Here is a 25,532-nt window from a genome sequence, read left to right on the forward strand (position 1 = left end):
TCCATCAAGAAAGTTCATGGCCGCTTCGTTGCGGCCCTCATGGCGAGCCTAACCCTTTAGCCGACGCTTCGCTGTGGAAGAAAATACAGAGGATCGGCGGTTTTGCTGGTCGGGTGCACAAACTAGCGCGGCGATGGCCTTCCGGAGTGGAGAATCGGGTGCCGCCTCGAGCAGCAGCGACCCCGACAGCAGGGCGGCATCACTCGAGACCGGATCGGCCGGCAGGAACGCCCCCAGCGGGGCGGCGGGACCGTACCGTTCCCAGGCGTCGCGCAGTTGCCGCTCCGGGGAGCGGCCCACCGCGGCCTGGCGGACCTTGTTCAGCACTACGCGCGGGGACGCCTGCGGGACGGCCGATTCCAGTTCGGCCAGTCCCCGGACCAGCCGCGGGACGCCGATCGAATCAGCAGCCCCGACGGCGAACACGGTGTCCGCCAGTTCAAGGCTCCTCAGCGTCGCGGCGTTCCGGCGCGGCGCCATCGTGTCGAAACTCAGCTCTTCGTCGCTTTCAAGGCAAAAGCCCGTGTCGACGACGGTGACGTCCACGACCTGCCGGGCCCGCGCCAGCACGAGGGACAGCGCTGCGGCGCGGAGTTCAGTCCAGCGGTCCGCCCGGGTGATTCCGGTCAGCACACGGAAAGATCCCGCCCTGGTCGCCACCGGCGCGGCGATCCGGAAAAGCGCATCGGCGTCGAGGAGACCCTGGTCCGCAAGACGGCAGGCCTGCGCGAGCCCGGCGGATTCGTCCAGGAGTCCAAGCATGGCCGCGACGCTGGCACCGTAGCTGTCGGCATCCACCAGCAACACCGATTTCCCCTCGGCAGCGAGCTCCCCCGCCATGTTCGCGGCGAGCATGGTCCGGCCCGGCGAACCGGCCGGGCCCCACACCGCAATGATCTGCCCGGTGCCGGATCCTTCCGCGCCCTCCGCGGCAGCCCCGCCGGAGAGGCCGGGCACGGGGCCGGCGTCGGCAGGTCCGGGGCTGTCACCCGGCCGAAGCCTCCGGTCAGGTCCGGACAGGCGTGCCACAGCCCCCGTAATGCTGCTGGAAAGGGCCGCGGCGTCAACCCCGGTAAGTTCGGCATCCACGCCGATTCCCTGCAGCCGGGCCTTTTCCTCCGGACTGTCGGTCAGGGCCAGGACGGCCACACCGACGGCGGACAGCCGGTCGACCAGCGACGCCGTCAACTCCTCGCTGCCCTGCGCCACGACGGCGGCCCGGGCCAGGCCGCCCTGGCAGGCCGCCAGCAGTTCCGCCAGCTCGTTGCACCGCCGGACAACGGACACCGGTCCATGAAGCCGTTCCAGCCTGCCGACCAGGTCTTCGCGCGAGTCCCCGACAGTGACGACCGGGATGCTCATCGGTTTGCACCACGCGGGTTCCAGACCACGGAGATCTTTGCCTTGTTGGCCTGTGCGCCCAGCAGGTTGGGCATCTGCTCGTCCGTCACCAGCACCATCACGATGGTGGACCGCGCGGACCCGAGCGCGGTGCTGCCCTGGGTGATCTGGGCGATTTCGGCTCCCGGCAGCAGCAGGGTCGGCGCGGTGAACCCGTTCCGGTCATCGGGCAGCGCAACCCAGACGTCCACCCGCGACCCGGCAACCGCCTGGGGCGGCAGGGCCTCATCGATGGTGACCGCGACCGGTTTCCGGTCCAGGCCGTCGACCTGCCCGAAGCTCCCGCGCGGCACCAGCTGGTCCTTGCCGATTCTCTGGACGGCGACCAGCCCGTCCGGCACGCCGGACGCGGGCGTCAGATAGTGCTGCTCGACATCGCCCAAGCGGACCTTGACGCGGTTCAGGTTGTCGGCGGTCAGCTTTTCGCCGACGGCGATCGCTTCCCGGGCGGTGTAGGCCTCGGCCGTCTGGTCCGCAGCCCCGACCAGGGAGACCACTCCCGCGACGGAGGCCAGGACGAGCAGGATGCCGATGAGGAGCCTCGGATCTTTCCAGGATGGTTTCTTCAGCCGCGCCCCGCCGGCCACCGTGCTCCCACTCATGCGCCTGCTCCCCCCGTAGTCGCCGCCCGGTACTGGCCGGGCATCATCATTGTTACGTCTTCGCGCCCTGACCGGAAGATGCCGGAACAAAGAAGTGCAAACTGTGGATATCGGCATCAGATGAAGCCATTGGTGGCAAAATGAAGTCATGCCCCGATTCCTGACCCTTGCCGACGTCGCAGAGCAGCTCCAGATCAACGCCCCGGCTGCCTACGCGCTCGTGCGCAGCGGTGAGCTCAAGGCCATTCAGGTGGGCGGCCGCGGCCAGTGGCGTGTCGAGGAGAAGATGCTCGAGCAGTACATCGAGGAGCGCTACGCGGAGGCAAGCCGGATGATCGAAGAGGCAAAATCCAAGACCCGCTGAGGCCGGGGTCGAAGCGCAGCAGCGCCCCGCCCGTTATCCTGCCTGGTATCCCGGGGCCCGGGCCGACCTGATCCCGGCCAGCCCGGCAAAAGGGATGGTCGCCAGCTGCCGGACGTTGGCCGGCCGCCGGTCCTCGCCGTCGCCTGTGACCGCCAAGTCAAGATAGTCGCGGCCGACCCTGTCGATCACCCCGTGGAGCGTCTTTTCACCCGTTGAGCCACCCGAAATCAGGACGGCCAGGGTGGTTCTGTCCCGTGCCAGCCCGCGCAGGGCACTCGCCAGGCCCAGCCTCTGCCGGACCTTGGACGGCTCGGGCACGGCAAGCCGTGAGAGCCCGAGGTAACGTACCGCCGAGGCATAGGGAACCAGCACCTGGTGCCTGGGTTCATCCAGCACAAGCGCCTGGCTTCCGGCGTGGCTCAGGGTCCCTTCTAACATCGATCCGGACGCAAGTTCAACTACAATCAGCATCCCCAGCGAGCCGCGCAGTCGGTCCGCGAGTTCCACCGCCGCCGCCTCCGCCCGGGTCCGCTCCGCGATTTCCGCGTCGAGATCCAGCCGTTCGCTGGCGGCCATTTGTGTCTCCAGGTCCTCAAACAGGGCATCCCAGCGCATGGCGCCAGCGTAGGCGCGCCATGCACGAACGGTCAATAACACCCTCTTGAATCATCTCTAGACAAATGCCTTCGTTAAGGGTCAAACTATGTCTAAATGCATCAAACAGCACTAAAAGTTATCAAGTACCAGTCATTCCACGTGAGGCGGTCACAACATGAGTGCAGCAGACTTTCCGGACTCGAGGCGCCGGCGCGGACTCCACGCCGACGCGGCCATGACAGCCGCCATTTTGCTGCTCGGGTTCCTCCTCGCCGCAGCCGGCGGCAGCATCGTCCAGCGCTGGCGGTCTTCCCCGGAAGGGCGGCAGTCCCCCGGGTTCGAAGACCAGGTTGGCGTTGCGGCCAACATGGCCGGCCTGATCGTGGTCGTGTGGTGGGCCCTGTCTTTTGTCATTGCTGTCGCGGCGGCCCTCCTCGACCGCTGCGGCAACATCCGTGCCGCGTCGGCGGCCGGTAAGTTCGCCCCCGCCTTCATGCGCCGCCTCGCCCTGGCCTTGGTCGGGCTCCAGCTGATCACCGCACCGTTGGCCACAGCCTCTCCGCCCCGGGCCCTCCCCGGATACCCGGGAGCCCCCTCGGCAGCGTCCGCCGCGTGGACGCCGCCGGCGGGACCGGCCGTGACTGGGACCCCGCCGCCCGCCGGCCTCGCCACACCCGGGCCGGTGCCGCAGCCCGGCGCCCCGGCCGTCGTCGACCCGCAATGGCGGCCGCTCAGCCCGGTAGTCGAACCCGGTCCGCTGGCGCGGCGCCAGCTGCGTCAGCCGCACCCCGGAGGCCAGTCCACCCAGGTGACCGTCCGCCCCGGAGACTCATTGTGGAGCCTGTCGGCGGCCCGCCTGGGACCCTACGCCTCCGACGTCGACATCGCGGCGGACTGGCCCCTGATCTACCAGGCCAACAGGGACACTATCGGCGGGAACCCCAACCTCCTGCGGCCGGGCCAGGTGCTCCAGCTTCCGCCCGGGCACTGAAGCCGCAGGCACCGAATCACAGCGGCCGCCCCGGTATGCCGCGCACGGTTCCGCCGGCAACCACCAGCAACACCACGATCACCCAGCCATCCTTGAACCGCCAGCCCAACTGCAAAGGACACATCATGAGCGCCATGCCGAGCCCCCGCGCCGCCGCAGGAACCCCCGCCTCCACTGCTACGCCACTGCGTCTGGTCCCGGGAGGCGCCGCACCGGGCGCCCTCCCGTCCGGTCCTGGCGATCCGGCACCACCGCTCCGTGCGGCCGATGAGGACCGGGAGATCTGTGCGATCTGCCGCAGCACGGTGCAGGCCGCCATCGAGGTTCTGGCCGGCACCCGGCCGGCGCAGCAGCTCGCCAGGCGGCTCGACGAACGCTGCCTCGCAGCCCTGCAGCACCGGGCGGCGCTGACCCGGAGGGTGTCCTGCGGAGCGTCACCGACCGCAGGACGGATGCACCGCAACCCCTCCGTCCGCTCGGTCCGGGCCTGCCGGGTCTCCGCTGACGTGTATGAGGCCAGCGCCGTCGTGGTCGAGGAGTTGCGGGTCCGGGCGGTCGCCCTGAGGCTCGAGCGGAGCAGGCTGGCCTGGCGGGTCACCGTGCTGGAAATCGGTTGACAGCCAACAAACCTTGACTGCGAAACACGCAGGGGGCCAGCTAACAACACCGAGGAAAGGAGGAGGCAGCAACGAAAGAGGACCGGAGCGCACTCCGGTCCTCTTTTCGTTCCTGCGCCGTTCGGCCCGGCGGCTAAAAATTCAGCCGCAGCCGGCTAGCGCCGCTTCTTCTTGTTCGCGCGGCGCGGGGAGTCCTGCGCCGCGGCCTTGGCCGGGTTGCCGGAGCGGCCGGAGGTCTTGGCCTCGACGCGCGTCTGGGCCGAACCGTCCTCGCCCGGTGCCGTGTACTGCAGCTGGGCCGGCTTTTCGGGAGCCTCCAGCCCGGCTGCCCGGATCTGCGGTTCGTGGTGTTCGGTGTGCTGGCCCGCGGCGTCCGCCACGACGACGTCCTCGGCGGGGGTCACCTCGACCTCGAGATTGAACAGGAAGCCGACGCTTTCCTCCCGGATGGCCTCCATCATGGCCTGGAACATGATGAAGCCCTCGCGCTGGTATTCCACCAGGGGATCGCGCTGGGCCATCGCGCGCAGGCCGATGCCTTCCTTCAGGTAGTCCATCTCATAGAGGTGTTCCTGCCACTTGCGGCCGATCACGGACAGGACAACCCGGCGCTCGAGTTCGCGCATGCTCTCATGGCCGATGGCTTCTTCCCGTGCCTGGTAGACCAGCCGCGCGTCGGAGAGGACCTCCTCCCTGAGGAAGTCCACGGTGATCCGCGACTTTCCGCCGGCCTCGTCGATGAGGTCGCGCGGGGTGACGCTCACCGGGTAGAGGGTTTTGAGGTTGGACCAGAGCAGGTTGAAGTCCCAGTCGTCGCCGGTGCCCTCCGCGGTGGCTTCCTCGATGAACGAGTTGATCGTGTCTTCCAGGAAGAACTGGACCTTCTCGTGGAGGTCATCGCCCTCGAGGATGCGGCGGCGGTCGCCGTAGATGGCCTCACGCTGGCGGTTCAGGACGTCGTCGTACTTCAGGACGTTCTTCCGCTGTTCGGCGTTGCGTCCTTCGACCTGGCCCTGGGCCGAGGCGATGGCGCGCGAGACGAGCTTGGATTCGAGTGCGACGTCGTCGGGCACCGAGCTGTTCATCAGCCGTTCTGCCGCGCCCGAGTTGAACAGGCGCATCAGGTCGTCGGTGAGCGACAGGTAGAACCGGGACTCACCCGGGTCGCCCTGGCGTCCGGAGCGTCCGCGCAGCTGGTTGTCGATCCGGCGTGATTCGTGCCGTTCGGTACCCAGCACGTACAGGCCGCCGAGGCTGAGGACCTCCTCGTGTTCGTCCTTGACCGACTGTTTGGCCGCTTCGAAGGCTGCGGGCCAGGCCGCTTCGTATTCTTCGGAGTTTTCTTCCGGGTCCAGGCCGCGCTTCGCGAGTTCGGCGACGGCGGTGAACTCGGCGTTGCCGCCGAGCATGATGTCGGTACCGCGGCCCGCCATGTTGGTCGCGACGGTCACGGCACCCTTGCGGCCGGCCTGGGCCACGATCGCGGCCTCACGGGCGTGGTTCTTCGCGTTCAGGACCTCGTGCCGGACGCCTTCCTTGGCCAGCAGCCTGGAGAGGTATTCGCTCTTCTCGACGCTGGTGGTGCCGACCAGGATCGGCTGGCCCTTTTCGTGCCGTTCGGCGATGTCCTGGACCACGGCGTCGAACTTGACGGCCTCGTTCTTGTAGACAAGGTCGGCCTGGTCGATGCGCGTCATGTCGCGGTTGGTGGGGATCGCGACGACGCCGAGCTTGTAGGTGCTCATGAACTCAGCGGCTTCGGTCTCGGCGGTACCGGTCATGCCAGCGAGCTTGTCGTACATGCGGAAGTAGTTCTGCAGCGTGACCGTGGCGAGCGTCTGGTTCTCGGCCTTGATCTCGACGCCTTCCTTGGCCTCGATCGCCTGGTGCATGCCTTCGTTGTAGCGCCGGCCCGCGAGGATACGGCCGGTGTGCTCGTCGACGATCAGCACCTCGCCGTCGAGGATGACGTAGTCCTTGTCCCGCTTGAAGAGTTCCTTGGCCTTGATGGCGTTGTTGAGGAAGCCGATCAGCGGGGTATTGGCGGACTCGTAGAGATTGTGGATGCCGAGGTAGTCCTCGACCTTTTCGATGCCGGCCTCCAGCACACCGACCGTGCGCTTCTTTTCGTCGACCTCATAGTCCTCCTCCGGCTTGAGCCGGGTGACGACCTTGGCGAACTCGCTGTACCAGCGGTTCGTGTCGCCCTGCGCAGGGCCGGAGATGATCAGCGGGGTCCGTGCCTCATCGATCAGGATGGAGTCCACTTCATCGACGATGGCGAAGTGGTGGCCGCGCTGGACGAGTTCGGACTTGTCCCATGCCATGTTGTCGCGCAGGTAGTCGAAGCCGAATTCGTTGTTGGTGCCGTAGGTGATGTCCGCGGCATACTGCTCGCGGCGCACGGCGGGGTCCTGGTTGGACAGGATGCAGCCGCTGCTCAGGCCGAGGAAACGGTACACACGGCCCATGAGGTCCGACTGGTATTCGGCGAGGTAGTCGTTCACGGTGATCACGTGCACACCTCCGCCGGCAAGGGCGTTGAGGTACGCCGGAGCGGTCGCCACGAGGGTCTTTCCTTCACCGGTCTTCATTTCGGCGATATTGCCCAGGTGCAGGGCGGCGCCGCCCATCAGCTGGACGTCGAAGTGCCGCATGCCGAGAGTGCGGGAGGAGGCTTCGCGGACGGCGGCGAACGCCTCGGGCAGGAGGTCATCGAGCTTCTCGCCGTCTACATGGCGGGCGCGGAGACGGTCGGTCTCCTCGCGCAGCTCGGCGTCGGTGAAGGTCTGGAAGGAGCTTTCAAGGGCGTTAATGGAATCGGCATAGTTCCGCAGTTGCCTCAGGGTTTTTTTGTCACCCGTGCGGAGAAGTTTTTCGATAAGTGATGCCACGTGAAGTTGCTCCCAGTCTCAAGCTGCCGAATTCTGGCGTGTTTAGTCTACGGGAGAGACGCAGGCCGGTTACGCCTGTTCCCTCTGAGCGGATAGACCGCTCCCTGCCCCGGACACAGCGTCCGCGAGCGCCGGCGCCAGGTCCCCTTTCGGGGAGACAACCACCCGGTCCAGTTCCAACCACTCTGCCATGAGCTGCAGTTCCGCGGCGAGTTCGACGGCGGTGTCGGCGGGGGCGCCGGGCTCCGCGTGGGCAGCCCTCGCCAGCAGGAGGCCATTGGCCCGGTCGGCTTTGAGGTCGACGCGGGCCACGATCCCGTCGCGCAGCAGGAACGGCAGCACGTAATAGCCAAAGCGTCGCTTCGGCTCCGGGGTGTAGATCTCGATGCGGTAGTGGAAACCGAACAGGGCTTCAAGGCGCCGCCGCTCAAAGACCAGCGAGTCGAAGGGGCTCAGCAGCGCGCGGCCGGTGGCCGTGCGGGGCAGTTTCGCCTCGACGTGACGGTAGACAGGCAGGTTCCAGCCGGGCACGGTGACGGGCAGCAGCGTGCCGGCTTCGACGAGATGTTCAAGGGCGACGGCGGAGGCACGCATGGGCGTCCGGAAGTAATCAGCAAAGCACCGCAATGTGCCGATCCCGTGGGCCCGGGCGGCGGCATCGATCAGGCGGACCAGCGCGGCCGCCTGGTCCGGCCCGGTTTCCGGGGCTTCCGCAGTCGCCTCCGGCCGGCCGGGCAGGACCCGGGCGGTGAGCGTGTAGCGCCGTTCAAAAGAGTCCGTGCGGGAGGCGGCCGAAATGAGGCCCGCTTCGAAGAGGTGCTCCAGGACCCGCTTCACGACGTTCCAGTTCCAGCCCCAGTTGTCCTGGGTCCGATCCTCCACGTGGCCCAGCCGGGCGGTGAGTTCCGCGGCGGTCATCGGGCGGCCGGCGGCGAGCTCCTCAAGTACCCGGGCGGCGACGTCGCTGCGCAGTTCGGGGTCCATGGAGTGGGCCCCCACCCATTTCCGGCTCTGCCACAGGAGCAGGTCCTGGAAGTGCTCGGGCCGGATAAAGCTGGCCTCGTGGGCCCAGTACTCCATCATGCGGCGCGGGTGGTGCCCCGCCATTCGCTGCAGGATGGCGCGGTCGTAGTTCCCCAGGCGGGAAAAGAACGGCAGGTAGTGGCTCCGGGACAACACGTTGACGGAGTCGATCTGGACCAGCTGGAGGCGGGCAAACGTACGGCCCACCGCCCGTGCGGTCACGGGTCCGGCGGGCCGTACTTTGTCCAATCCCTGGGCCGCCAGTGCGATCCGCCGGGCCTGCTGGAGGCTCAGCGATTCCTGCACGTCAGTCCCTTCGTTGGATGGTCAGCACCAGCTTAGGCGCTGGCCGGCTCATCCTCGGAACGGTAAGCGATGATCTTCTCTTCCAGCGGGGCCTCACCGGGCTCGCAGGTCTGGTCAAGGGAGATCACTCCGTAGGTCCACCCGTCGCGGCGGTACACGACCGACGGCGCCTTGGTTTCCTTGTCCACGAAGAGGTAGAAGTCGTGACCCACGAGTTCCATGTTGTCGACTGCGTCGTCGAGCGTGAGGGATGCTGCGGGGAAAACCTTCCGGCGGATGAGCACGGGCGAGTCTCCGGCCGGGATATCGTTCTCGACCTCATACGGCGATTTCTCGGCGGGAGCTTCTTTGGGCTCCTGCCAGTGGTTTGCCTCTTCATAGATGGGCTCGCTGGTGCTCGCCGGCGGCAGGGTTGCCGTCGCCTCGGTGACGGACTTTGGGGTGTGCCTGCCGTGGTGGACCTTCTTGCGGTCCTTCGCCCGGCGCAGGCGTTCAAGAAGCTTGTTGTAGGCGAGGTCGAACGCGGCAAACTTGTCCGCGGCGCTGGCTTCGGCACGAATCACGGGACCCCGTCCCAGGACGGTCAGCTCAACCGTGAGCATCTCGTCGGTCTGCCGGGCCTTGGTCTCCTTGGAAACCTTCGCGTCCACCCTCTGGACCTTGTCCCCCAGCGACGCGATCTTCGAGATTTTCTCGTCGGCGTACTCGCGGAACCGGTCGGAGACCGTCAAATTGCGTCCGCTGATCATGAACTCCATGGTGCCCTCCAAATGACTTCGGTGACACGACGGCGGCACTTCCTGGGGCTGGTCTGACTGACAGTCGAGCCCCTTTCCGAGCCGCTATCGACAGGTACATCTATTCTTGGTACCCATCTCCGACGTTAGTTCATAGCCCCCTCTTATTCATCCTTTTTTGGTTTATTTTTTTCCTTGACGGCCCGTTCCCCTGCCAACGCGCGGCCCGCGTCGCCGAAGTCGATTGTGACGGGCGGGCGTGTCGCAGCGACGACGACGGCGCCCCTCACCACGGCGCCGGCCGCCCGCAATGCCCGGGCCGCCTCGGCCACGGTGGCCCCGGTTGTGAGCACGTCGTCGACGATGATGCACGGCCGGCCGTTCACTTCCGGAGCGAACAGCCCGCGGCGGACCCGCATGGATCCCCGCACGCGCTGGGCGCGGTCCCCGCGGCCCAGCCCCTTTTGTCCGCCGGGTGCTCCCCGGACTCCCGGGAGGCGGTACGCTGCCCCGGGCCACGCCCGGGAAACCCTGCCCGGCAGCCCGCGGGCGGACGCCACCTGGCTGGACGTCACTTGGTTCGACGCCGCCCGGTTAGGGCCGGGCACCGGCTCCCCTGCGCTCTGCCCGGTCATCGTGACACCGGCCCTCGGCCCGGTCTTCCGGAGCGCATGGACGGTTGCGAACCCGGAGTGCGGCCCTCCCCCCGGGGCTCGGATCCGCCGCATCCTGCCCAGCAGCACGTGGACCGGGCTGAATCCCCGTTTCCGGTACGCATTGCTGCTGGTGGGCACGGGGACGAGCAGCAGCCCGGGAGTTTCCCCGGCAGCGGCCCGAACGGCGCGGGCCAGGCCCTGCGACAGCACCTCCGCAAGCTGCCCCTGGCCGTGGCTCTTGAAGGACAGGACCGCCTGTGCCAACTCGGCCCGGTACGCCCCGGCGGCCACCACCGGAAGCAGCACGGAGCCGTCCACATCCATCAGGGCGGGTGCCTGGGCTTCTGCCCGGAACGGACGGCGCATCAGCAGCCGGATCTGCCGTTCGCACGCCGCGCAAAGCGCCAGATCCTCGGCGCCACAGCAGACGCAGTCCACTGGGGCGGCGAGGGCCAGCACTTCGGCCGCTGCAACCGCGGCCCCGTCCGCCAGCCGCGCCAGTGGCCGGCGGTAGTCCCCGCGGTGTCTCGCCGCGGCCGGCGCCGCCGGAGCCAGGTCGGGGTCCACCGGCCGCCGGGTTCGCCGTGCCGCGCGGCTGCGGGCGCGGCTGCGCCAGCGCGCGCCGTTTGCTCCTGCTCCGGGGGCGGCCGCGCCGGCATTCGCCCCGGCGGCGTCTGTGCCTGTGTCTGCGCCGGCGGCGGCATTGGCAGGGCGGTCGCGGTCACGGAGTTCTCTGGAGGTCCCCACAAAATCAGGTTCCCCCCGCTCAGCAGGTAACAGCAGTGCCGTGGCACGCCATGTGGAAAAGTCGCCGTCCCCGTCGGAAACCGGCACTGCCCCGGCCACGGGTCAGGACCGGCCACGTCGCCAGCAGGATATTCCCCGGCCGGACTTGTTGAATCCGGGCGCGCCGGATCCCGGGGGCCGTTGAGCGCTAGCCCGGATAGGACGGATCGATCGGTCCCTTGAGCTGCGGCGACCAGCCGTTGCCAAGCCGCTGGAAGATCCCCTCCGCGGACTGGGCGTAGATCTCCTCCCCGCCGTTCCCGGCGCTGAGCGCGGTCAGCCCCGGCCAGGGCGCAAGCTGCAGCGGCTGTGACGACGCGAGGGACAGCAGTTCGGGAGTGACGGATTCGCTCGGTGAGCCCTTCATGACGGCGACTGTAGTGTCATCCACCCACACGCCCTGGTCCGGATTGTTCGTCGCCAGCAGCGTCATCGGTACGGTGAGGTCTTTCGGCGTGCCGTCCGCGGCACGGACAATGCCCGCGATCTGGACCTTGGTCTTGCCGTTCTGCTCCGTGAGGATGAGGGCGCGGGTACCTTCGCGTGAGACCCGGAGCTCCTTGACGGCCCGTCCGGCGAGCCAGGCCGGGGACAGCGTCACCGCCGGGACACTTGAGCCTTCCGCCACGCCGAGGGGCCGGTGCGCGATGATTTCCGTGACACCGTTGGCCCCCGGCCCCGCCGTCCAGACCCAGTCGTACCGGTCGAAGGACGGGCGGGTCAGGGTGGAGCGGGTGGTCAGCGCCCTGGCGGGCTGCCCGGGCACCACCGAGTAGAGCGTGCCGCGGCCGGTGTTGAGGAAGGCCGCGGACTGCGAGACGGGAGACTCCGCCGGGACCCGCGGGCCCAGGGCAGAGACAGGCTGGATGTCCGGAAGCGGCGAGATCCGGTTGTTCTCATACCGGACCAGATCGTTGTCGCTGACCGCGATCTGACGGGCCGGGACGTTCTTGTCCCGGATCGGCGGGAGAACCGAACCGTTGTCCTCCACCCGCACCAGATCCTGGTTGGCCCGGAGCTCAACGTTGATGACATCGGGCTGGCTGCGGAAGGTCAGGGCCAGCTGGGTCTGCATCCGCAGCCGGTCCTCGTTGGACGCCTCCACGAGGTCCTTCGCCGTGAGGTCCACCTGTGCGGCGCCGGAGACGACCGGGACCGATTCGCGGGCCAGCTTGATGCCGGAGGGGAAGGCGCTGACGACGGCCCCCTTGAGGTACGGCGCCGGACCGCCGAGAAGGGCGCTGGTCATGGCCTTGACCGTTTTCTTTTTAATGAACCACCGGACGTCGGGCACCGCGTAGGTAAACGTGGGGTCATAGAAATAGATCGGATAGGCGCCGTAGATGACCTTGAATGTTTCTTCGGGGATTGCCGTGCCGTCCGGGAGTTCAGCGATCCGCCATTCACCGTCCACCTGGGTCAGGGTGGCGGGGATGTTCTCTATGGTGCCCTCCGGCAGCTGGGTCGCCACCCCGTCCGCGTCGACGGAGTAGGACACATCCAGTTCGTAGTTGAAGACGTTTTCAACGCCGGTCGGCACGACGCGCGCGGCGCGGAAGACCAGCACCCGCTGATCCGGCTTCCAGGTGACCGACGACGCCTGGGTCAGGTATTGGCGGGCCACCGCGTAGTCGTCCTCGTAGCCGCTGCCGGCAAAGTAGAAGTCCTCGATCACGGCTTCCGGCCCGGCCCCCTCGCGGGGCGCGGACGGGAAGAAAACCGGGGCATTATTGGGGTTCCCGGCGCTCTCGTCGGTGCTCCTTCCCACCGGGCCCGAGCGGGGGATCTGGGCGCACGACGTCAGCAGGAACAGCAGTACCGCCAGCAGCGCCGCCGCCGCGCGGGTGGCCTTCCGAGCTGAACCTTTCATGACCCGTCCTTCGTTCCGGTTTCCGCTGTCCCGGTTTCCGCTGTTCCGGGGACCGTGGCGCCGGAACCGGCCGTGCGGGCATCACGCGTCCCGCCGTCGGATTCGTCGGCGGCCTGGTTCCCGCTGTCCTCGCGCGGCGCCGGCGAGTGATCCAGCAGCAGCATGGTCCGTTCGCTGCCCGATCCCTGGAGTCCGACGTCGACCGGCTCCAGCTGGAGCGGGGACTTCGTGATCGTCTCGCCCTGGCGCAGCGCGAGGGTAAGGCGGAAGTTGGCGCCGCCGCCTTTCCTTCCCCAGGCCTGGAGCCAGCCATTGTGAAGTTTCGCGTCCTCGGCCGCGATGGACAATCCGAGGCCGCTGCCTCCCGTGGTGCGCGCCCTGGCCGGATCGGCACGCCAGAAGCGGTCGAACACGCGGGCCGCTTCCGCAGGGGTCATGCCGATGCCGTGGTCGCGGACGGCGACGGCGACGGCGTTGTCGTTGGCGGCCACGGAGATGTTCACCGGGCGGCCCTCGCCGTGTTCCAGGGCATTCAGGACAAGGTTGCGCAGGATCCGGTCGATCCGGCGGTCATCCATGTCCACGATGATGCTGCCCGCGGGCGCGTTGAGGGTGACCTCGGAGCCGTACTCGGCGGCCACCGGGGCCACACCCTCCATCACATGCGCCACAAGCTGCACGATGTCTCCCGGTTCGGCGTCGAGCGTGGCTACACCCGCGTCGAAGCGGGAGATCTCGAGCAGGTCGGCCAGCAGGGACTGGAAGCGCTCCACCTGGTTGTACAGCAGCTCCGCGGAGCGTTTGTTGATGGGGTCGAAGTCCTCGCGCGCGTCGTACAGCACTTCGGCGGCCATCCGCACGGTTGTGAGCGGGGTGCGCAGTTCGTGCGAGACGTCGGAGACGAACCGCTGCTGCATCTGGGACAGGGTGGCAAGCTGGGTAATCTGCTCCTGGAGGCTGGCGGCCATGTGGTTGAAGGAAGCTCCGAGCCGGGCCACCTCGTCCTCGCCCTTGACCACCATGCGTTCCTGCAGCTGTCCCGCGGCGAGCTTCTCGGAGACCAGCGCGGCGTGGCTGACCGGGCTGACGACGTTGCGGGTCACGTACCAGGCGACGGCACCAATGAGCAGCGCCAGCACCGCGCCGCCGGCCAGGAGCACGTTCTGGATCTCGTCGAGGGTCTTCTGCGCCGTGTTGAGGTCATAGATCAGGTACAGCTCGTAGACCGTGCCGTTGAAGGTGACCTTGTTGCCGACGGCAATTCCGGGGCGGTCTTCGGTGCCCACCGGGAACTCGGTGGAGGCCCAGAACTGCTCCTTGCCGGAATCCTGAACGGCCGTGCGCAGTTCGGTCGGAATGACGCTGATGGTGAGCTGGTCCGACGCCCGCGATTCGACCCAGCGGTTGCGGGGCTTGGTTTGTTCGGGCATCGCCTCAAAGACGTACCGCCGCTGGATCACGGAGCCGCGGCCCTCGACGGCGTTCAGGGTGTCATAGACGAGGGTGATGACGCTGGACTGGTCGGTGACCTGGGCGCCGTCGAACGTGTCCTGGACCTGTTTGACGTTGTAGCGCGTCTCGGACTCGGCCTGGACGAGCCGTTCCTGGAAGAGGTTGTTGGCGATCTGGTTGGACAGGTACGCGCCGACGACGGCGAAGGACGCGATCGCAAGCATAAGGGTCGTCAGGACGGTCCGGAACTGCAGCGACCGCCGCCACTTACGGTGCAGTGAGCGCAGCAGGTAACGGATGCCCGGAAGCAGACGCGAAGCGCCGATGCTCACCAGCCGCGCCAGCCGCACGCCCACGATCCGGGCGCGCTTCACCCAGATCCTGGTGCGGAAGCGCAGCGCGTGCCAGCCGTCGGAAAGTCCGGCGGGGTGCCGGACGTCCGGCGCCGCAACGGGTGCCGCAGCGGGTCCGGCGGTGCCAGGTTCGACGTCGGCCGGCTCGGGCAGCCCGGACGGGCCGGGCGGCTCGGACGAGGGCGTGCCGACGGCCGGGCGGCCGGAAGCGGGCGCCGTCAAGCCTGGTTCGTGGAGGTCAACTGAGGTGCGGGCGACGTTCTCCGGAGCGCCACGCTCTTGCGGGGCGCTCACCGGACCGGCTCCGGGGCGGCCGTCCGACGGTTCAGGAACCTGCTTTGTAGCCGACACCACGGACCGTCAATACAACTTCGGGGGCTTCCGGATCGCGTTCGATCTTGGACCTCAGCCGCTGGACGTGGACATTGACCAGCCGCGTGTCGGCGGCGTGCCGGTAGCCCCAGACCTGTTCCAGGAGGAGTTCCCGGGTGAAGACCTGCCAGGGCTTGCGTGCCAGCGCGACCAGCAGGTCGAATTCCAGGGGCGTCAGTGAGATGCGCTCGGTGCCGCGGCTGACGAGGTGTCCTGCCACGTCGATCGTGACATCGGCGATGCGCAGCGTCTCGGGCGCCTTCTGGTCGCCGGGCCGGAGCCGGGCCCGGACACGGGCGACGAGTTCGGCCGGCTTGAAGGGCTTCGGAACGTAGTCGTCTGCCCCGGACTCCAGGCCGCGGACCACGTCCGAGGTGTCCGCCTTGGCGGTGAGCATCACGATCGGCACGTCGGACTCGGCCCGGATCTGGCGGCAGACTTCAATGCCGTCAATGCCCGGAAGCATGAGGTCCAGCAGCACGAGGTCCGGCTTGGCGGAGCGGAAAACCTCCAGTGCCTGCCCGCCGTCAGCGCAGAAGACGGGCTCGAACCCGTCATTGCGCAGCACAATACCGATCATCTCGGCCAGCGCCTCGTCATCGTCCACTACCAGAATGCGTGCCTTCATATGTACATATTCCCCTATTGAAATGGCTTTGTCGTATTCGGCGGCGCCCCGGCATGGCGCCGCGGCCACCCGGGCCGCACATCCTCGCCGCAGCCCGGCGGCCGACGGCGGCAGGTCGACTGTGACAAACCCCGGTCCGTCCCGCATGCTGTGGACAGGAACACATCGACCAGCCAGGAACCCCAGGAGGATTCTGTGAGTACCCCGATCTACCGGCTTGCCCTCAGCACCGACTTTGCCCGGCTGCAGCCGGAGCTGCAGGAGTACTTCTCACTCACCCCCGGCTCCGGCCACTACGGCGTGGGCGAAGGCGTGTTTGAGGTGGTCGGCTGCCGGCAGAAGTGGCTCCGCCCGATGCTGCGCCTCGCCAGCGGAGAGGAATCGTTTTTCCCGGAATACGGGGAGGGCATCCGGTTCCGGATCGAGAACCACGCCCACCTGGACCCGTTCGGCCGTTCCAGCCTCACCGCCAGGCGCGAGATCTTTTTCCCCGGCACCACCCGCGTGTTCCACGACACCACGAGCTTCGATAATTCCGGCAGCCGGCACGGGCTGGTGGATTACGTCGGGCGGTACCGGCGGCTCGTCACGGACCTCAACCTCAGCGTCACCGCCGGGGGCCGGCTGCGCGGGGTTTCGGGGGCCTCACGGCTGTTCCTCGGACCGCTGCGGATTCCCCTGCCCGCCGCCCTCGATGCCAAGGCCTACGCCCAGCAGTGGTGGGCGCCGGAGGAGGGTCCGGCCGGGAAGCACCGGATCCAGGTAAAGGTAATCCAGCCGCAGCTCGGGCTGGTCCTGGTCTACGCCGGACATTTCGACTACCGGCTCGAGCCATACCCCGGCGGTGCGGCGGCCCCGGGCTACCTTCCGGACCATGCCCGGCCGGACCGCTGGGAGGGCCGAAGCTGACGGTGCGGCATTCCGGCGCTAGCCGAGCGCGAGCTGGTTGAGGCCGTCGGCCACTTGGGTCAGCCGCGTCAACACGCCCGTCGCGGACGACGGTGAATGCCCGGCCAGGCCCTCGGAAGGTGTGACCCGAATGGCGCCGAGGGTCGAGGCGGGGAGGCCCAGCTGGCGCCACGGCCGCCAGACGGTTTCGACGACGTCGGCGACGCGGGGCAGCGCTGCGGCGGGGTTGGAGACCTCAAGGGCGCCGGCCCACAGCCGCTTGCCCGCCTCCACCGCGCCGGCCAGCTGTTCCCACTGGCGGGACGTCAGGGCCCGCAACGGCACGGCAATCCCGTCGGCCCCGGCGGCCAGGATCCGGTCGAAAGGCGCCTCGACTTCCGGGACGCAGACCACCACCTCGACGGCGCCGGCCGCCCGCAGGGCATCGACGAGCAGCTGCCAGGCCTCGGTGGCTTCCCGGCCCGGCACGGAGCGCAGCGTCCGGTAGCCGCTGGAGGTGGGAATGGTTCCGGCCAGCACCGAGGCGATCTCCGGCTCATCGATCTGGACCACAATTCGCGCCCCCGGGGCCGCCGCAGCCACCCGGCTGAGGTAGCTGCCGGCACCGGCCGCCAGTGAGGCCGAAAGGTCCCGCCGGGCGCCGTGGTCTATGAGGGCGCGTTCCCCGTTGTGCAGGTGCAGGCCCGCGGCGAGGCTGAGCGGGCCGCGGAGCTGGACCTTGATGTCCTGCGCCGGGGTGTCCTCGGCGCCGATCACGTCGGCGAGGATGTTGATGTCGGTGGACAGGGCGGACCGCGCCCGCTTGAAGTCCTTGCCGGGCCGGTCCACGATCCGCCAGCCGTAGGGTTGGACGTCCACGGAGAGGTCCACCAGCAGCGAGGCTGTCCGGCCGAGCGCGTCGGAGCCGACGCCCCGGTCGGGGAGCTCGGCCAGGAAGGGCAGGTGCGGGCTGCCGAGCTCGCCGCGAATGATCCGCGCGGCCTCGACCGGGTCTTCCCCCGGCCAGGTGCCCAGGGCGGTGGCGGTGACCTGTTCCGGCTCCACTGGTGCGGCCACGGCTAGGCGGTGGCGGAGACGGCAGGGCCGGCCGCCCCGGGGACATGGCCGGCGGGCCCGGCGCGCCCGGAATCCGAGGTCGGGTTACCGGCGGCCAAGCTGTCGGCGGCCAGGCTATCGGCGGCCAGCGAGGCTTCGTGGTCCTCGGCAATGGCCTCGTGGTGCCGGATGACCTCGCCGATGATGAAGTTGAGGAACTTCTCGGCGAACGCCGGATCCAGGTGTGCCTCCGCCGCGAGCCGCCTCAGCCGCGCGATCTGCGCCGTCTCCCGGCCGGGGTCTCCGGCAGGCAGCTTGTGGGTTGCCTTGAGGAATCCGACCTTCTGTGTGGCCTTGAAACGCTCGGCGAGAAGGTAGACGAGGGTGGCATCGATGTTGTCGATGCTGGAGCGGATCGACAACAGCTCCGCCATCACCGCAGGATCCACCTGACCGGCCAGCGAACTGGCCCCGGGGTCATAGGATTCGGCGTCGGGATGAGTCTGGTTCTGCTCGGTCATTGACCCAGTCTAGGGGCACCGGTGCTAATCACTTCAGCTGTTAAGCACCGGCGGCACACCCTGGCGCACGGGCATCCCGTGCGCCGTCGGACGCCTCTTCCGTGGATGCCCGAAGGGACATGCCCACCGTTCACTGCGAACGGCGGGCATGTCCCTGGGTGCTGCTGCGGTGCGGCCTAGCCTTGAAGCACGGCGCGGAATTCCTCCCGGCGCCGGGCCTGCTCGTCCGGATCCGGAACCGGCAGGGAGGCGATCAGCTTCTTCGTGTACGCGTGCTGCGGATTGCCCATAACCTGGTTCCCGAGCCCCTGCTCCACCATCTTGCCCTTGTAGAGCACACCCACCCAGTGGGACAGGATGTCCACCACGGCAAGGTCGTGGCTGATGAACAGGGCGGCAAAGCCGAATTCGGCCTGGATGTCCTTGAACAGTTCCAGCACCACGGCCTGCACCGACACGTCCAGCGCCGACGTCGGCTCGTCGGCGATGAGCAGCTTCGGGTTCAGGATCAGCGCCCGCGCCAGCGAGGCTCGCTGCCGCTGGCCGCCGGAGAGCTCATGCGGGAACCGGTCGGCGTAGGCGGCCGGCAGCTGCACGGCTTCCAGCAGCTCCCGGGTCCGTTGCCTGGCCTGGGCCGGGGTCGGTTTGGTGTGGATGATCAGGGGTTCGGCGATGCAGTCCCCGATGGTCAGCTGCGGATTGAAGGACGCGGCGGGGTCCTGGAACACGAACCCGATCTCCTTGCGCAACGGCTTGAAGGTGCGCTCCTTCAGGTTGAGCATTTCGTAGCCCAGCACCTTCAGGCTGCCGCCGGTGGTGCGGTTCAGGCCCGCGATGGCCCGCCCGATCGTCGTCTTGCCGGACCCGGACTCCCCCACGAGGCCGAAGACCTCGCCCTCGGACAGGGTGAAGTTGACCCCGTCCACCGCCTTGAAGGCGGGGCTCCCCAGCCGGCCGGGGTACTCGATTGTCAGGTTCCTGGCCTCGACGAGCACCTTGCCGCCCTGGTGCGCCCGCTGCGTCATGCCTTCTGAGGCGGAGTTCCTGCCCAGGTGCGGGACCGCGGCGAGGAGCTTCTTGGTGTAGTCCTGCTTCGGTTCGGCGAAGAGCACCCGCGCGGGCGCCTCCTCGACGACGTCGCCCTGGTACATCACAACGACGCGGTCGGCGAGGTCCGCCACCACCCCCATGTTGTGGGTGATGAGCACGATCGAGGTGCCGTACTGGTCCCGGAGGTCCCGCAGGAGCTCGAGGATTTCCGCCTGCACGGTGACGTCCAGCGCGGTGGTGGGCTCGTCGGCGACGATGAGCCCCGGATTCAGGGCCAGCGCGGCGGCGATGACCACGCGCTGTTTCTGTCCGCCGGAGAACTGGTGCGGGTAGTAGTTGACCCGTGTTTCCGGGTCCGGGATGCCCACCTTGCGGAGCGCCTCAATGGCGCGGGTTTTGGCTTCCTTGGCGCTGACCCGTCCGCCTCCCCCGTGGCCGGCATGGGAGCGGATGCCTTCGGCAATCTGCCAGCCGACCGTGAAGACCGGGTTGAGGGCGGTGGACGGTTCCTGGAACACCATGGCCACGTCGCGGCCCCGGATCTCCCGCAGCTTCGCCGGGCTGACGCTGATGACGTTGTTGCCGTTGATCAGCACCGCCCCGGAGCTGATGGCGGTCTCCGGCAGCAGGCCAAGGATGGTCTTAGCGGTGACGGTCTTGCCGGAGCCCGATTCGCCCACGATCGCCACGACCTCGCCGGGGTTGACCTGGAGGCTGACGTCTTTGACGGCGTACACGTCGCCGGCGTCGGTGGCGAAGGTGACCTTGAGGTGGTCGATGTCGAGGACCGGGCCGGCGACCGTGTCGTGCTTGTCGATGTTAATGGTCATGAACTTCTCACTTCTGCTTCGAGTGCAGCCTGGCCGCCGGTGGTGGAATCCGGGCCGCCCTTGCCGGAGGCCGCCTTCTTGCGGCCGCGCAGGCGGGGGTCGTTGAGGTCGTTGATGCTCTCGCCGACCAGCGTCAGGCCCAGGACGGTGAGCACCATCGCGAGACCCGGGTACACGCCGGTCCACCAGATTCCGGAGGTGGTGTCCGCCAGGGCCTTGTTGAGGTCGAAGCCCCACTCGGCGGCCGACGTCGGCTCAATGCCGAAGCCCAGGAAGCCCAGGCCGGCGAGGGTCAGGATGGCCTCGGAGGCGTTGAGGGTGAAGATCAGGGGCAGCGTGCGGGTGGCGTTCTTGAAAACGTGCAGGCGCATTATCCGGATGTTGGAGGCGCCCACCACCTTCGCGGACTCCACGAACGGTTCCGCCTTGAGCCGGATGGTCTCGGCCCGGATGACGCGGAAGTACTGCGGGATGAAGACGACGGTAATGGAAATCGCCGCCGCGAGGATGCCGCCCCAGAGGCTGGACCGGCCGCCGCTGATGGCGATCGCCATGACGATGGCCACGAGCAGCGGCGGGAAGGCGTAGATGGCGTCGGCAATCACCACGAGGGTCCGGTCCAGCCAGCCGCCGATGTAACCGCTGACCAGGCCCAGGATCACGCCGATGAAGATCGACATGATCACGGCAACAATGATCACCAGGACGGCGGTCTGGGCTCCCCAGACGACGCGGGAGAAAACATCGTAGCCGCCGACGGTGGTTCCCATCAGGTGCTTTCCGCCGGGCGCCTGCTGCGCCGGGAAGCCGCCGTCGGCGTCGGAGATCTGGGAGAAGCCGAAGGGCGCGATCAGGGGCGCGAAAATCGCGGTCAGCAGGAAAGCCGCGGTGAGGACGAGCCCCGCCACGAGCATGCCGCGCTGCAGGCCGACGCTCTTGTTGAAGTGCGATATGACCGGCAGGCGCCGGAACCACGGTCCCCGCGGGTCTTTGATGGGTTCAATAGCGGCAGTGGTGCTCATATCAGTACCTCACGCGGGGGTCGATCAGCGCGGCGATAATGTCCACGAAGAAGTTGGTCACGGCCACGATCACTGCGAGGAGGACCACGATGCCCTGGACAGCCACGAAGTCTCGGGCCGTCAGGTAGGTCGCGAGCTGGAAGCCAAGGCCCTTCCATTCGAAGGTGGTTTCGGTCAGGACCGCACCGCCCAGCAGCACGGCGATCTGGAGGCCCATCACGGTGATGATGGGAATGAGGGCCGGCTTGTAGGCGTGCTTGGTGACGAGGCGGTATTCGCTGACACCGCGTGAGCGGCCGGCCTCGACATAGTCCTTGCCGAGGGTGCCGATCACGTTGGTCCGGACCAGGCGCAGGAAGATGCCGGCGGTCAGCAGGCCAAGGGCCAGGGCGGGCAGGACGGCGTGTGCCATCACGTCAGCCAGGGCGGCCATATTGCCGCTGCGGATGGCGTCCAGCCAGTAAATGCCCGTCGGCGCCTCGAGCGCGGTCAGGGCAAGCTCATTGCCGGGCGTCGCTCGTCCTGCGACCGGGAGCCAGCCCAGCCAGACGGAGAAGGTCAGCTTGAAGAGCAGCCCGGAGAAGAAGACCGGCGTGGCGTAGCAGAGGATCGCGAAGACGCGCAGCCCGGCGTCCGGGCCCTTGTCGCGCCGGTGAGCGGCGATCAGTCCCAGCGGAATGCCCACGATCAGGGCGACCAGCAGGGCGTTGATGGTCAGCTCCAGGGTGGCTGCGCCGTAGGTGGCGAGCATCTCCGCGACCGGGCGGTTGTCGGACAGGGTGGTGCCGAAGTTGCCCGTGATGAGCTGGGCCAGGTACTCGAAGTACTGCACAAAGATGGGCCGGTCGTAGCCGGCGGCGGTGATCCGCTCCTGGAGCTGTTCCGGCGGAAGCCGGCCTCCCAGGGCGGCCGTGATGGGATCGCCTGTGGTCCGCATCAGGAAAAACACCATGGTGACCAGGATGAGGATCGTCGGGAAGATCAGGAAGAACCTGATCAGGATGTATCGGCCCAGTCCCCCACCGGACGTTTTCTTCTTTATCGGCAGAAGGCCTTCGCCGTCGGTCGGCGGCGCCTCGATAAGTGTTGTCATTGGTACCTAAATGTGTGTTCCGGGAGCCTCGTGAGCTGCGGAATCGGTTGTCCTGTATCAGCACCAGAGGCGGGACGCCGTGTGGGCGCCCCGCCTCGTTGGCTGGTTAGAACCGGATGGGGAAAGTGACCTACTTGGAGATAACACCAAGGCGGGTCTTGAAGGAAGCGTCCAGGGTCTGGTCAACACCCTTGACGTCCTTGCCGGCGACCATAAGCTGGGCGCCCTGCAGCAGCGGCAGCGTGGACAGGTCCTTGGCGACGGCGGTCTGGGCCTCACCGATGACCTTTTCGCGCTCCGCCTTGTCAACGGTCGTCAGCTGCTTGCTGATCAGCTCTGTGACAGCGGGGTTCTCGTAGTGGTTCTTCAGGAAGTTGCCGGGGACGAAGAACGGTGTGAGGTAGTTGTCGGCGTCGGAGTAGTCCGGGAACCAGCCGAGCTGGTAGACCGGGTAGGCATCTGCCGTGCGGTCCTTGGAGTAGGTGACCCACTCGGTGGACTGCAGCTCAACCGTGAACAGGCCGGATTTCTCGAGCTGTTCCTTGATCATGGCGTATTCGTCGCCTGAGGACTTGCCGTAGTGGTCCGGGTTGTACTGGAGCTTGATGGTCACCGGTGCGGTGACGCCGGCGTCCTCGAAGGCCTTCTTGGCCTTGTCGAGGCTCGGCTTGCCGCTGCCGTCGCCGTACATTTCCTTCAGCGGCTGGATGGCGCCGACGAAGCCGTCGGGAACGACGGAGTAGGCCGGCAGGTAGGTGTCCTTGTAGACCTGGCTGGCGATCGCGTCGCGGTCGACGACGTGGGCCATGGCCTGGCGGACGGCAAGGGCCTTCGCAGGATCGGCGTCGGCGGATTTGGCCCCGAACGGCATGGTGTCGAAGTTGAAGACGATGTAGCGCAGCTCGCCACCCGGGCCCTTGTGGACCTTGACCTTGGCATCCTTCTCCAGGTCAGCGGCGTCGGTCGCGGTGAGGCTGCGGCCGGCGACGTCGATGTTGCCCTGCTGGACATCCAGCTTGAGGTTGTTCGAATCGGCGTAGTACTTGATCGTGGCGCCGCCGTTGGCCGGCTTGCCCAGCAGGCCCTGGTAGTCCGGGTTGGCCTTGAGGCTGACGAGTTCGTTCTTCTTGTAGCTCTCGATCGTGTAGGGACCGGCGAACGGCTTGCCCTTGACGATTTCGTCGTCGGTCATCAGCTTGTCGGCCGGGAAGACCTCTTCGTCGATGATCGGGCCCGCGTTGGCGGCGAGGACGCCCGGGAAGACCTGGTCGTTGCCGGCCTTGAGCGTGAAGACCACGGTGGTGTCGTCCTGGACGGTGACCGAATCGAGGTTGCCGAGGAGGGACGCCGGGCCGTTGTCGTCGGCGATGCTGACGACGCGGTCAATCGAGAACTTCACGTCGGAGGACGTCAGCGCGTGGCCGTTGGCGAACTTCAGGCCGGGCTTGAGCTTGACGGTGTACTCGGTGGGGCTGGTGAAGGAGGCAGACTCGGCAATGTCGGGTGTGGAGTCAGCGGTTCCCGGCTTCGAGTTGAGCAGGAACGGGTAAATCTGGTTCATCACCATGAAGGAGCCGGCGTCGTAGGAGCCGGCCGGGTCGAGGGTGACGACCTTGTCGGTCGTGCCGTACGTAATGGTGCCTCCGCCGGCCGCGCTGCCGGTCGCCGTTCCGCCGCCGGAGGGGCCGGTGCAGGCGGTCAGTGCGAAGGCGGATACCCCGGCGAGCGCGATGGCGCTCTGCAGGGCCTTTTTGTTCATTGCCATCTGTGAACTTTCTGTTCGATGAGTACTAGTGCGCTGCCCGGAATAGACGTTGGTCACAACCCGGGCAGCACACTGTCCTGATGCTCTGATTCAATCAGACGACCAACAGGTGAATCGTTACATCTTGTGAGTTGAGACACAAAATTTACACGAACGGGCAGAACTCGTCATTATCTTCAGGAATCCCGGCTGAATATCGGCAGGGCGCGGGATGCAAAAAAACCGCACACCAGCGGTGTGCGGCTTTCCGGTGGCGCTGGGACGGCCGGCGGCCCGGTTTATCCCGGTACCGGGCGGCCGTCCCTGATACCGGGACGCCTAGATCACGGCCCGCTGCAGCGATCGGGCGGCGTCGATGGTGGCCTGGCCCAGCACACGGCTGCCCTGGTACAGCACCACGGTCTGGCCGGGGGCAACACCGCGCAGCGGCTCCGTCAGTGTAACCACGAGGCTGCCTTGCCCGCCGGTGCCGGCACCGGCGTCGGCTCGACCGCCGTCCGGACCTTCGGCCGGAACCCCGACGTCCGCAGGCAGGCGCTCCATCCTCGCGGTGGCCGGCACGGGGTCGCCGTGGGCGCGGACCTGGGCGTAGCAGTCGAATTCTTCACCGGTGGCCACTTCGGCGATCGGCAGCCCGGCCCAGGAGACCTTGATGCCGCGGATCTCGTCGATGGCGAGGAGTGCCTCCGGGCCCACGACGACCTTGTTCTCCTTCGGCCGGATTTCCAGGACGAAACGGGGCTTGCCGTCGGCTGCCGGGGTGCCCAGCTTCAGCCCGCGGCGCTGGCCGACCGTGAACGCGTTGGCGCCGGGGTGCTCGCCGACCTTCGCACCGGACTCGTCCACGATGTCGCCCGTGGTCATCTCGATCTTCTCGGCCAGCCAGCCGGCGGTGTCGCCGTCCGGGATGAAGCAGATGTCATGGCTGTCCGGCTTGTTGGCCACAGACAGCCCGCGGCGTTCCGCTTCGGCGCGGACCTCGGCCTTGGACGGCGTATCCGCGAGCGGGAACATGGAATGCTTGAGCTGTTCGTGCGTGAGCACGCCGAGCACGTAACTCTGGTCCTTGGCCCAGTCCGCGGCACGGTGCAGTTCGGGATTGCCCTCGGCGTCGTTGATCACCTTGGCGTAGTGGCCAGTACAGACGGCGTCGAACCCCAGGGCGATCGCCTTCTCCAGCAGCGCGGCGAACTTGATCCGCTCATTGCAGCGCATGCAGGGGTTGGGGGTGCGTCCCGCGGCGTATTCGTCGATGAAGTCCTGGACCACGTCCTCCTTGAAACGCTCCGAGAAGTCCCAGACGTAGTAGGGAATTCCGAGCACGTCGCAGGCCCGCCAGGCGTCGCGGGAGTCCTCGATGGTGCAGCAACCGCGGCTGCCGGTACGCAGAGTCCCCGGCATCCGGGACAGCGCGAGGTGGACGCCGACGACGTCGTGTCCCGCCTCAACGGCGCGGGCTGCGGCGACGGCGGAATCGACGCCGCCGCTCATGGCTGCAAGAACTCGCATACTGACTTTCTTTGGGGTTAAGGGGGTAGGTGCCGGCATCGGCTGCTGCTCGGGGCAGAAATAACACAGTGCCGGGCCACACCAGTCTATCGCCACGCCGATTTCTCATCCAAAAGACCTTGACGGTCCGGCCCGACGCTTCTAAAGTC

General features: G+C 67.6%; 21 protein-coding genes. 4 read left to right on the top strand and 17 right to left on the bottom strand.

The window, feature by feature from the left end; genetic code table 11:
• Nucleotides 1-48: 48 nt before the first annotated feature.
• Entirely contained in the window at nt 49-1,362 is a 1,314-nt protein-coding gene (locus AC50YC_RS06225; RefSeq protein WP_494952690.1) for a CpaE/TadZ family protein, read from the bottom strand.
• Nucleotides 1,359-2,003, bottom strand: coding sequence for a CpaB family protein (locus tag AC50YC_RS06230; RefSeq protein WP_494952691.1), 645 nt, complete (start codon nt 2,001-2,003; stop codon nt 1,359-1,361). Before AC50YC_RS06230 ends, AC50YC_RS06225 begins: the two co-directional genes overlap by 4 nt.
• A 148-nt stretch (nt 2,004-2,151) precedes the next feature.
• Between AC50YC_RS06230 and AC50YC_RS06235 the strand changes: the two genes are divergently transcribed.
• On the top strand, nt 2,152-2,367 hold the full coding sequence (locus AC50YC_RS06235; RefSeq protein WP_056425852.1) for a helix-turn-helix domain-containing protein: 216 nt from the start codon (nt 2,152-2,154) through the stop codon (nt 2,365-2,367).
• Nucleotides 2,368-2,400: 33 nt separating this feature from the next.
• Here the strand turns inward: AC50YC_RS06235 and AC50YC_RS06240 are convergent, their stop codons facing one another.
• Entirely contained in the window at nt 2,401-3,018 is a 618-nt protein-coding gene (locus AC50YC_RS06240; protein ID WP_494952692.1) for a hypothetical protein, read from the bottom strand.
• Nucleotides 3,019-3,139: 121 nt separating this feature from the next.
• Here AC50YC_RS06240 and AC50YC_RS06245 point away from each other — a divergent pair, with 121 nt between their 5' ends.
• Nucleotides 3,140-3,955 carry a LysM peptidoglycan-binding domain-containing protein gene (locus AC50YC_RS06245; RefSeq protein ID WP_494952693.1) on the top strand — a complete coding sequence of 272 codons (816 nt, stop codon included), beginning with the start codon at nt 3,140-3,142 and terminating at the stop codon, nt 3,953-3,955.
• A gap of 125 nt (nt 3,956-4,080) precedes the next feature.
• Nucleotides 4,081-4,572, top strand: a complete 492-nt coding sequence (locus AC50YC_RS06250; protein WP_494952694.1) for an Rv3235 family protein — start codon at nt 4,081-4,083, stop codon at nt 4,570-4,572.
• 155 nt (nt 4,573-4,727) lie between these two features.
• Here AC50YC_RS06250 and secA read toward each other — a convergent pair whose 3' ends face one another.
• The 7 genes from secA to mtrA form a co-directional block, all read right to left on the bottom strand.
• A complete protein-coding gene (gene secA, locus AC50YC_RS06255; protein ID WP_494952695.1) occupies nt 4,728-7,466 on the bottom strand; it encodes a preprotein translocase subunit SecA in 2,739 nt (912 codons plus the stop codon).
• A 69-nt stretch (nt 7,467-7,535) separates the two neighbouring features.
• The gene (locus AC50YC_RS06260) at nt 7,536-8,795 is read right to left on the bottom strand and encodes a winged helix-turn-helix domain-containing protein (protein ID WP_494952696.1); all 1,260 of its coding nucleotides are present in this window, start codon (nt 8,793-8,795) and stop codon (nt 7,536-7,538) included.
• A 32-nt stretch (nt 8,796-8,827) separates the two neighbouring features.
• Nucleotides 8,828-9,553 carry a ribosome hibernation-promoting factor, HPF/YfiA family gene (gene hpf, locus AC50YC_RS06265; protein ID WP_494952697.1) on the bottom strand — a complete coding sequence of 242 codons (726 nt, stop codon included), beginning with the start codon at nt 9,551-9,553 and terminating at the stop codon, nt 8,828-8,830.
• A gap of 143 nt (nt 9,554-9,696) precedes the next feature.
• The gene (locus AC50YC_RS06270) at nt 9,697-10,935 is read right to left on the bottom strand and encodes a ComF family protein (protein ID WP_494952698.1); all 1,239 of its coding nucleotides are present in this window, start codon (nt 10,933-10,935) and stop codon (nt 9,697-9,699) included.
• Nucleotides 10,936-11,122: 187 nt separating this feature from the next.
• Complete coding sequence (locus AC50YC_RS06275; protein WP_494952699.1) at nt 11,123-12,844, bottom strand: LpqB family beta-propeller domain-containing protein; 1,722 nt, start codon at nt 12,842-12,844, stop codon at nt 11,123-11,125.
• A complete protein-coding gene (gene mtrB / locus AC50YC_RS06280; RefSeq protein WP_494952767.1) occupies nt 12,841-14,652 on the bottom strand; it encodes an MtrAB system histidine kinase MtrB in 1,812 nt (603 codons plus the stop codon). The genes AC50YC_RS06275 and mtrB overlap by 4 nt, the downstream gene beginning before the upstream one ends.
• Before the next feature lie 322 nt (nt 14,653-14,974).
• The gene (gene mtrA, locus AC50YC_RS06285) at nt 14,975-15,649 is read right to left on the bottom strand and encodes an MtrAB system response regulator MtrA (protein WP_024365603.1); all 675 of its coding nucleotides are present in this window, start codon (nt 15,647-15,649) and stop codon (nt 14,975-14,977) included.
• A gap of 195 nt (nt 15,650-15,844) precedes the next feature.
• Between mtrA and AC50YC_RS06290 the strand changes: the two genes are divergently transcribed.
• The gene (locus tag AC50YC_RS06290) at nt 15,845-16,558 is read left to right on the top strand and encodes a DUF4166 domain-containing protein (protein WP_494952700.1); all 714 of its coding nucleotides are present in this window, start codon (nt 15,845-15,847) and stop codon (nt 16,556-16,558) included.
• Nucleotides 16,559-16,576: 18 nt separating this feature from the next.
• Here the strand turns inward: AC50YC_RS06290 and AC50YC_RS06295 are convergent, their stop codons facing one another.
• The 7 genes from AC50YC_RS06295 to mnmA form a co-directional block, all read right to left on the bottom strand.
• Complete coding sequence (locus AC50YC_RS06295) at nt 16,577-17,614, bottom strand: uroporphyrinogen decarboxylase/cobalamine-independent methonine synthase family protein (RefSeq protein WP_494952701.1); 1,038 nt, start codon at nt 17,612-17,614, stop codon at nt 16,577-16,579.
• A gap of 2 nt (nt 17,615-17,616) precedes the next feature.
• Nucleotides 17,617-18,114 carry a chorismate mutase gene (locus AC50YC_RS06300; RefSeq protein WP_494952702.1) on the bottom strand — a complete coding sequence of 166 codons (498 nt, stop codon included), beginning with the start codon at nt 18,112-18,114 and terminating at the stop codon, nt 17,617-17,619.
• A 176-nt stretch (nt 18,115-18,290) separates the two neighbouring features.
• Nucleotides 18,291-19,994: an ABC transporter ATP-binding protein gene (locus tag AC50YC_RS06305; protein ID WP_494952703.1), complete on the bottom strand. Its 1,704-nt coding sequence runs from the start codon at nt 19,992-19,994 to the stop codon at nt 18,291-18,293.
• Nucleotides 19,991-21,016, bottom strand: coding sequence for an ABC transporter permease (locus AC50YC_RS06310; protein WP_494952704.1), 1,026 nt, complete (start codon nt 21,014-21,016; stop codon nt 19,991-19,993). The genes AC50YC_RS06305 and AC50YC_RS06310 overlap by 4 nt, the downstream gene beginning before the upstream one ends.
• 1 nt (nt 21,017) lies before the next feature.
• A complete protein-coding gene (locus AC50YC_RS06315) occupies nt 21,018-22,109 on the bottom strand; it encodes an ABC transporter permease (protein WP_354169695.1) in 1,092 nt (363 codons plus the stop codon).
• Nucleotides 22,110-22,239: 130 nt separating this feature from the next.
• Nucleotides 22,240-23,874 (bottom strand): ABC transporter substrate-binding protein, encoded by a 1,635-nt coding sequence (locus tag AC50YC_RS06320; RefSeq protein ID WP_494952705.1) that lies wholly within the window; start codon nt 23,872-23,874, stop codon nt 22,240-22,242.
• A 318-nt stretch (nt 23,875-24,192) separates the two neighbouring features.
• Nucleotides 24,193-25,365: a tRNA 2-thiouridine(34) synthase MnmA gene (gene mnmA / locus AC50YC_RS06325; protein ID WP_494952768.1), complete on the bottom strand. Its 1,173-nt coding sequence runs from the start codon at nt 25,363-25,365 to the stop codon at nt 24,193-24,195.
• Between the last annotated feature and the right edge of the window lie 167 nt (nt 25,366-25,532).

Source organism: Pseudarthrobacter sp. MDT1-56 (assembly GCF_059383555.1).

Coding starts and splice junctions, on each gene's coding strand:
- AC50YC_RS06225 (WP_494952690.1), bottom strand. CDS start 1,362: ATGAGCATCCCGGTCGTCACTGTCGGGGACTCGCGCGAAGACCTGGTC.
- AC50YC_RS06230 (WP_494952691.1), bottom strand. CDS start 2,003: ATGAGTGGGAGCACGGTGGCCGGCGGGGCGCGGCTGAAGAAACCATCC.
- AC50YC_RS06235 (WP_056425852.1), top strand. CDS start 2,152: ATGCCCCGATTCCTGACCCTTGCCGACGTCGCAGAGCAGCTCCAGATC.
- AC50YC_RS06245 (WP_494952693.1), top strand. CDS start 3,140: ATGAGTGCAGCAGACTTTCCGGACTCGAGGCGCCGGCGCGGACTCCAC.
- AC50YC_RS06250 (WP_494952694.1), top strand. CDS start 4,081: ATGAGCGCCATGCCGAGCCCCCGCGCCGCCGCAGGAACCCCCGCCTCC.
- hpf (WP_494952697.1), bottom strand. CDS start 9,553: ATGGAGTTCATGATCAGCGGACGCAATTTGACGGTCTCCGACCGGTTC.
- AC50YC_RS06275 (WP_494952699.1), bottom strand. CDS start 12,844: ATGAAAGGTTCAGCTCGGAAGGCCACCCGCGCGGCGGCGGCGCTGCTG.
- mtrA (WP_024365603.1), bottom strand. CDS start 15,649: ATGAAGGCACGCATTCTGGTAGTGGACGATGACGAGGCGCTGGCCGAG.
- AC50YC_RS06300 (WP_494952702.1), bottom strand. CDS start 18,114: ATGACCGAGCAGAACCAGACTCATCCCGACGCCGAATCCTATGACCCC.
- AC50YC_RS06305 (WP_494952703.1), bottom strand. CDS start 19,994: ATGACCATTAACATCGACAAGCACGACACGGTCGCCGGCCCGGTCCTC.
- AC50YC_RS06310 (WP_494952704.1), bottom strand. CDS start 21,016: ATGAGCACCACTGCCGCTATTGAACCCATCAAAGACCCGCGGGGACCG.
- AC50YC_RS06315 (WP_354169695.1), bottom strand. CDS start 22,109: ATGACAACACTTATCGAGGCGCCGCCGACCGACGGCGAAGGCCTTCTG.
- AC50YC_RS06320 (WP_494952705.1), bottom strand. CDS start 23,874: ATGGCAATGAACAAAAAGGCCCTGCAGAGCGCCATCGCGCTCGCCGGG.
- mnmA (WP_494952768.1), bottom strand. CDS start 25,365: ATGAGCGGCGGCGTCGATTCCGCCGTCGCCGCAGCCCGCGCCGTTGAG.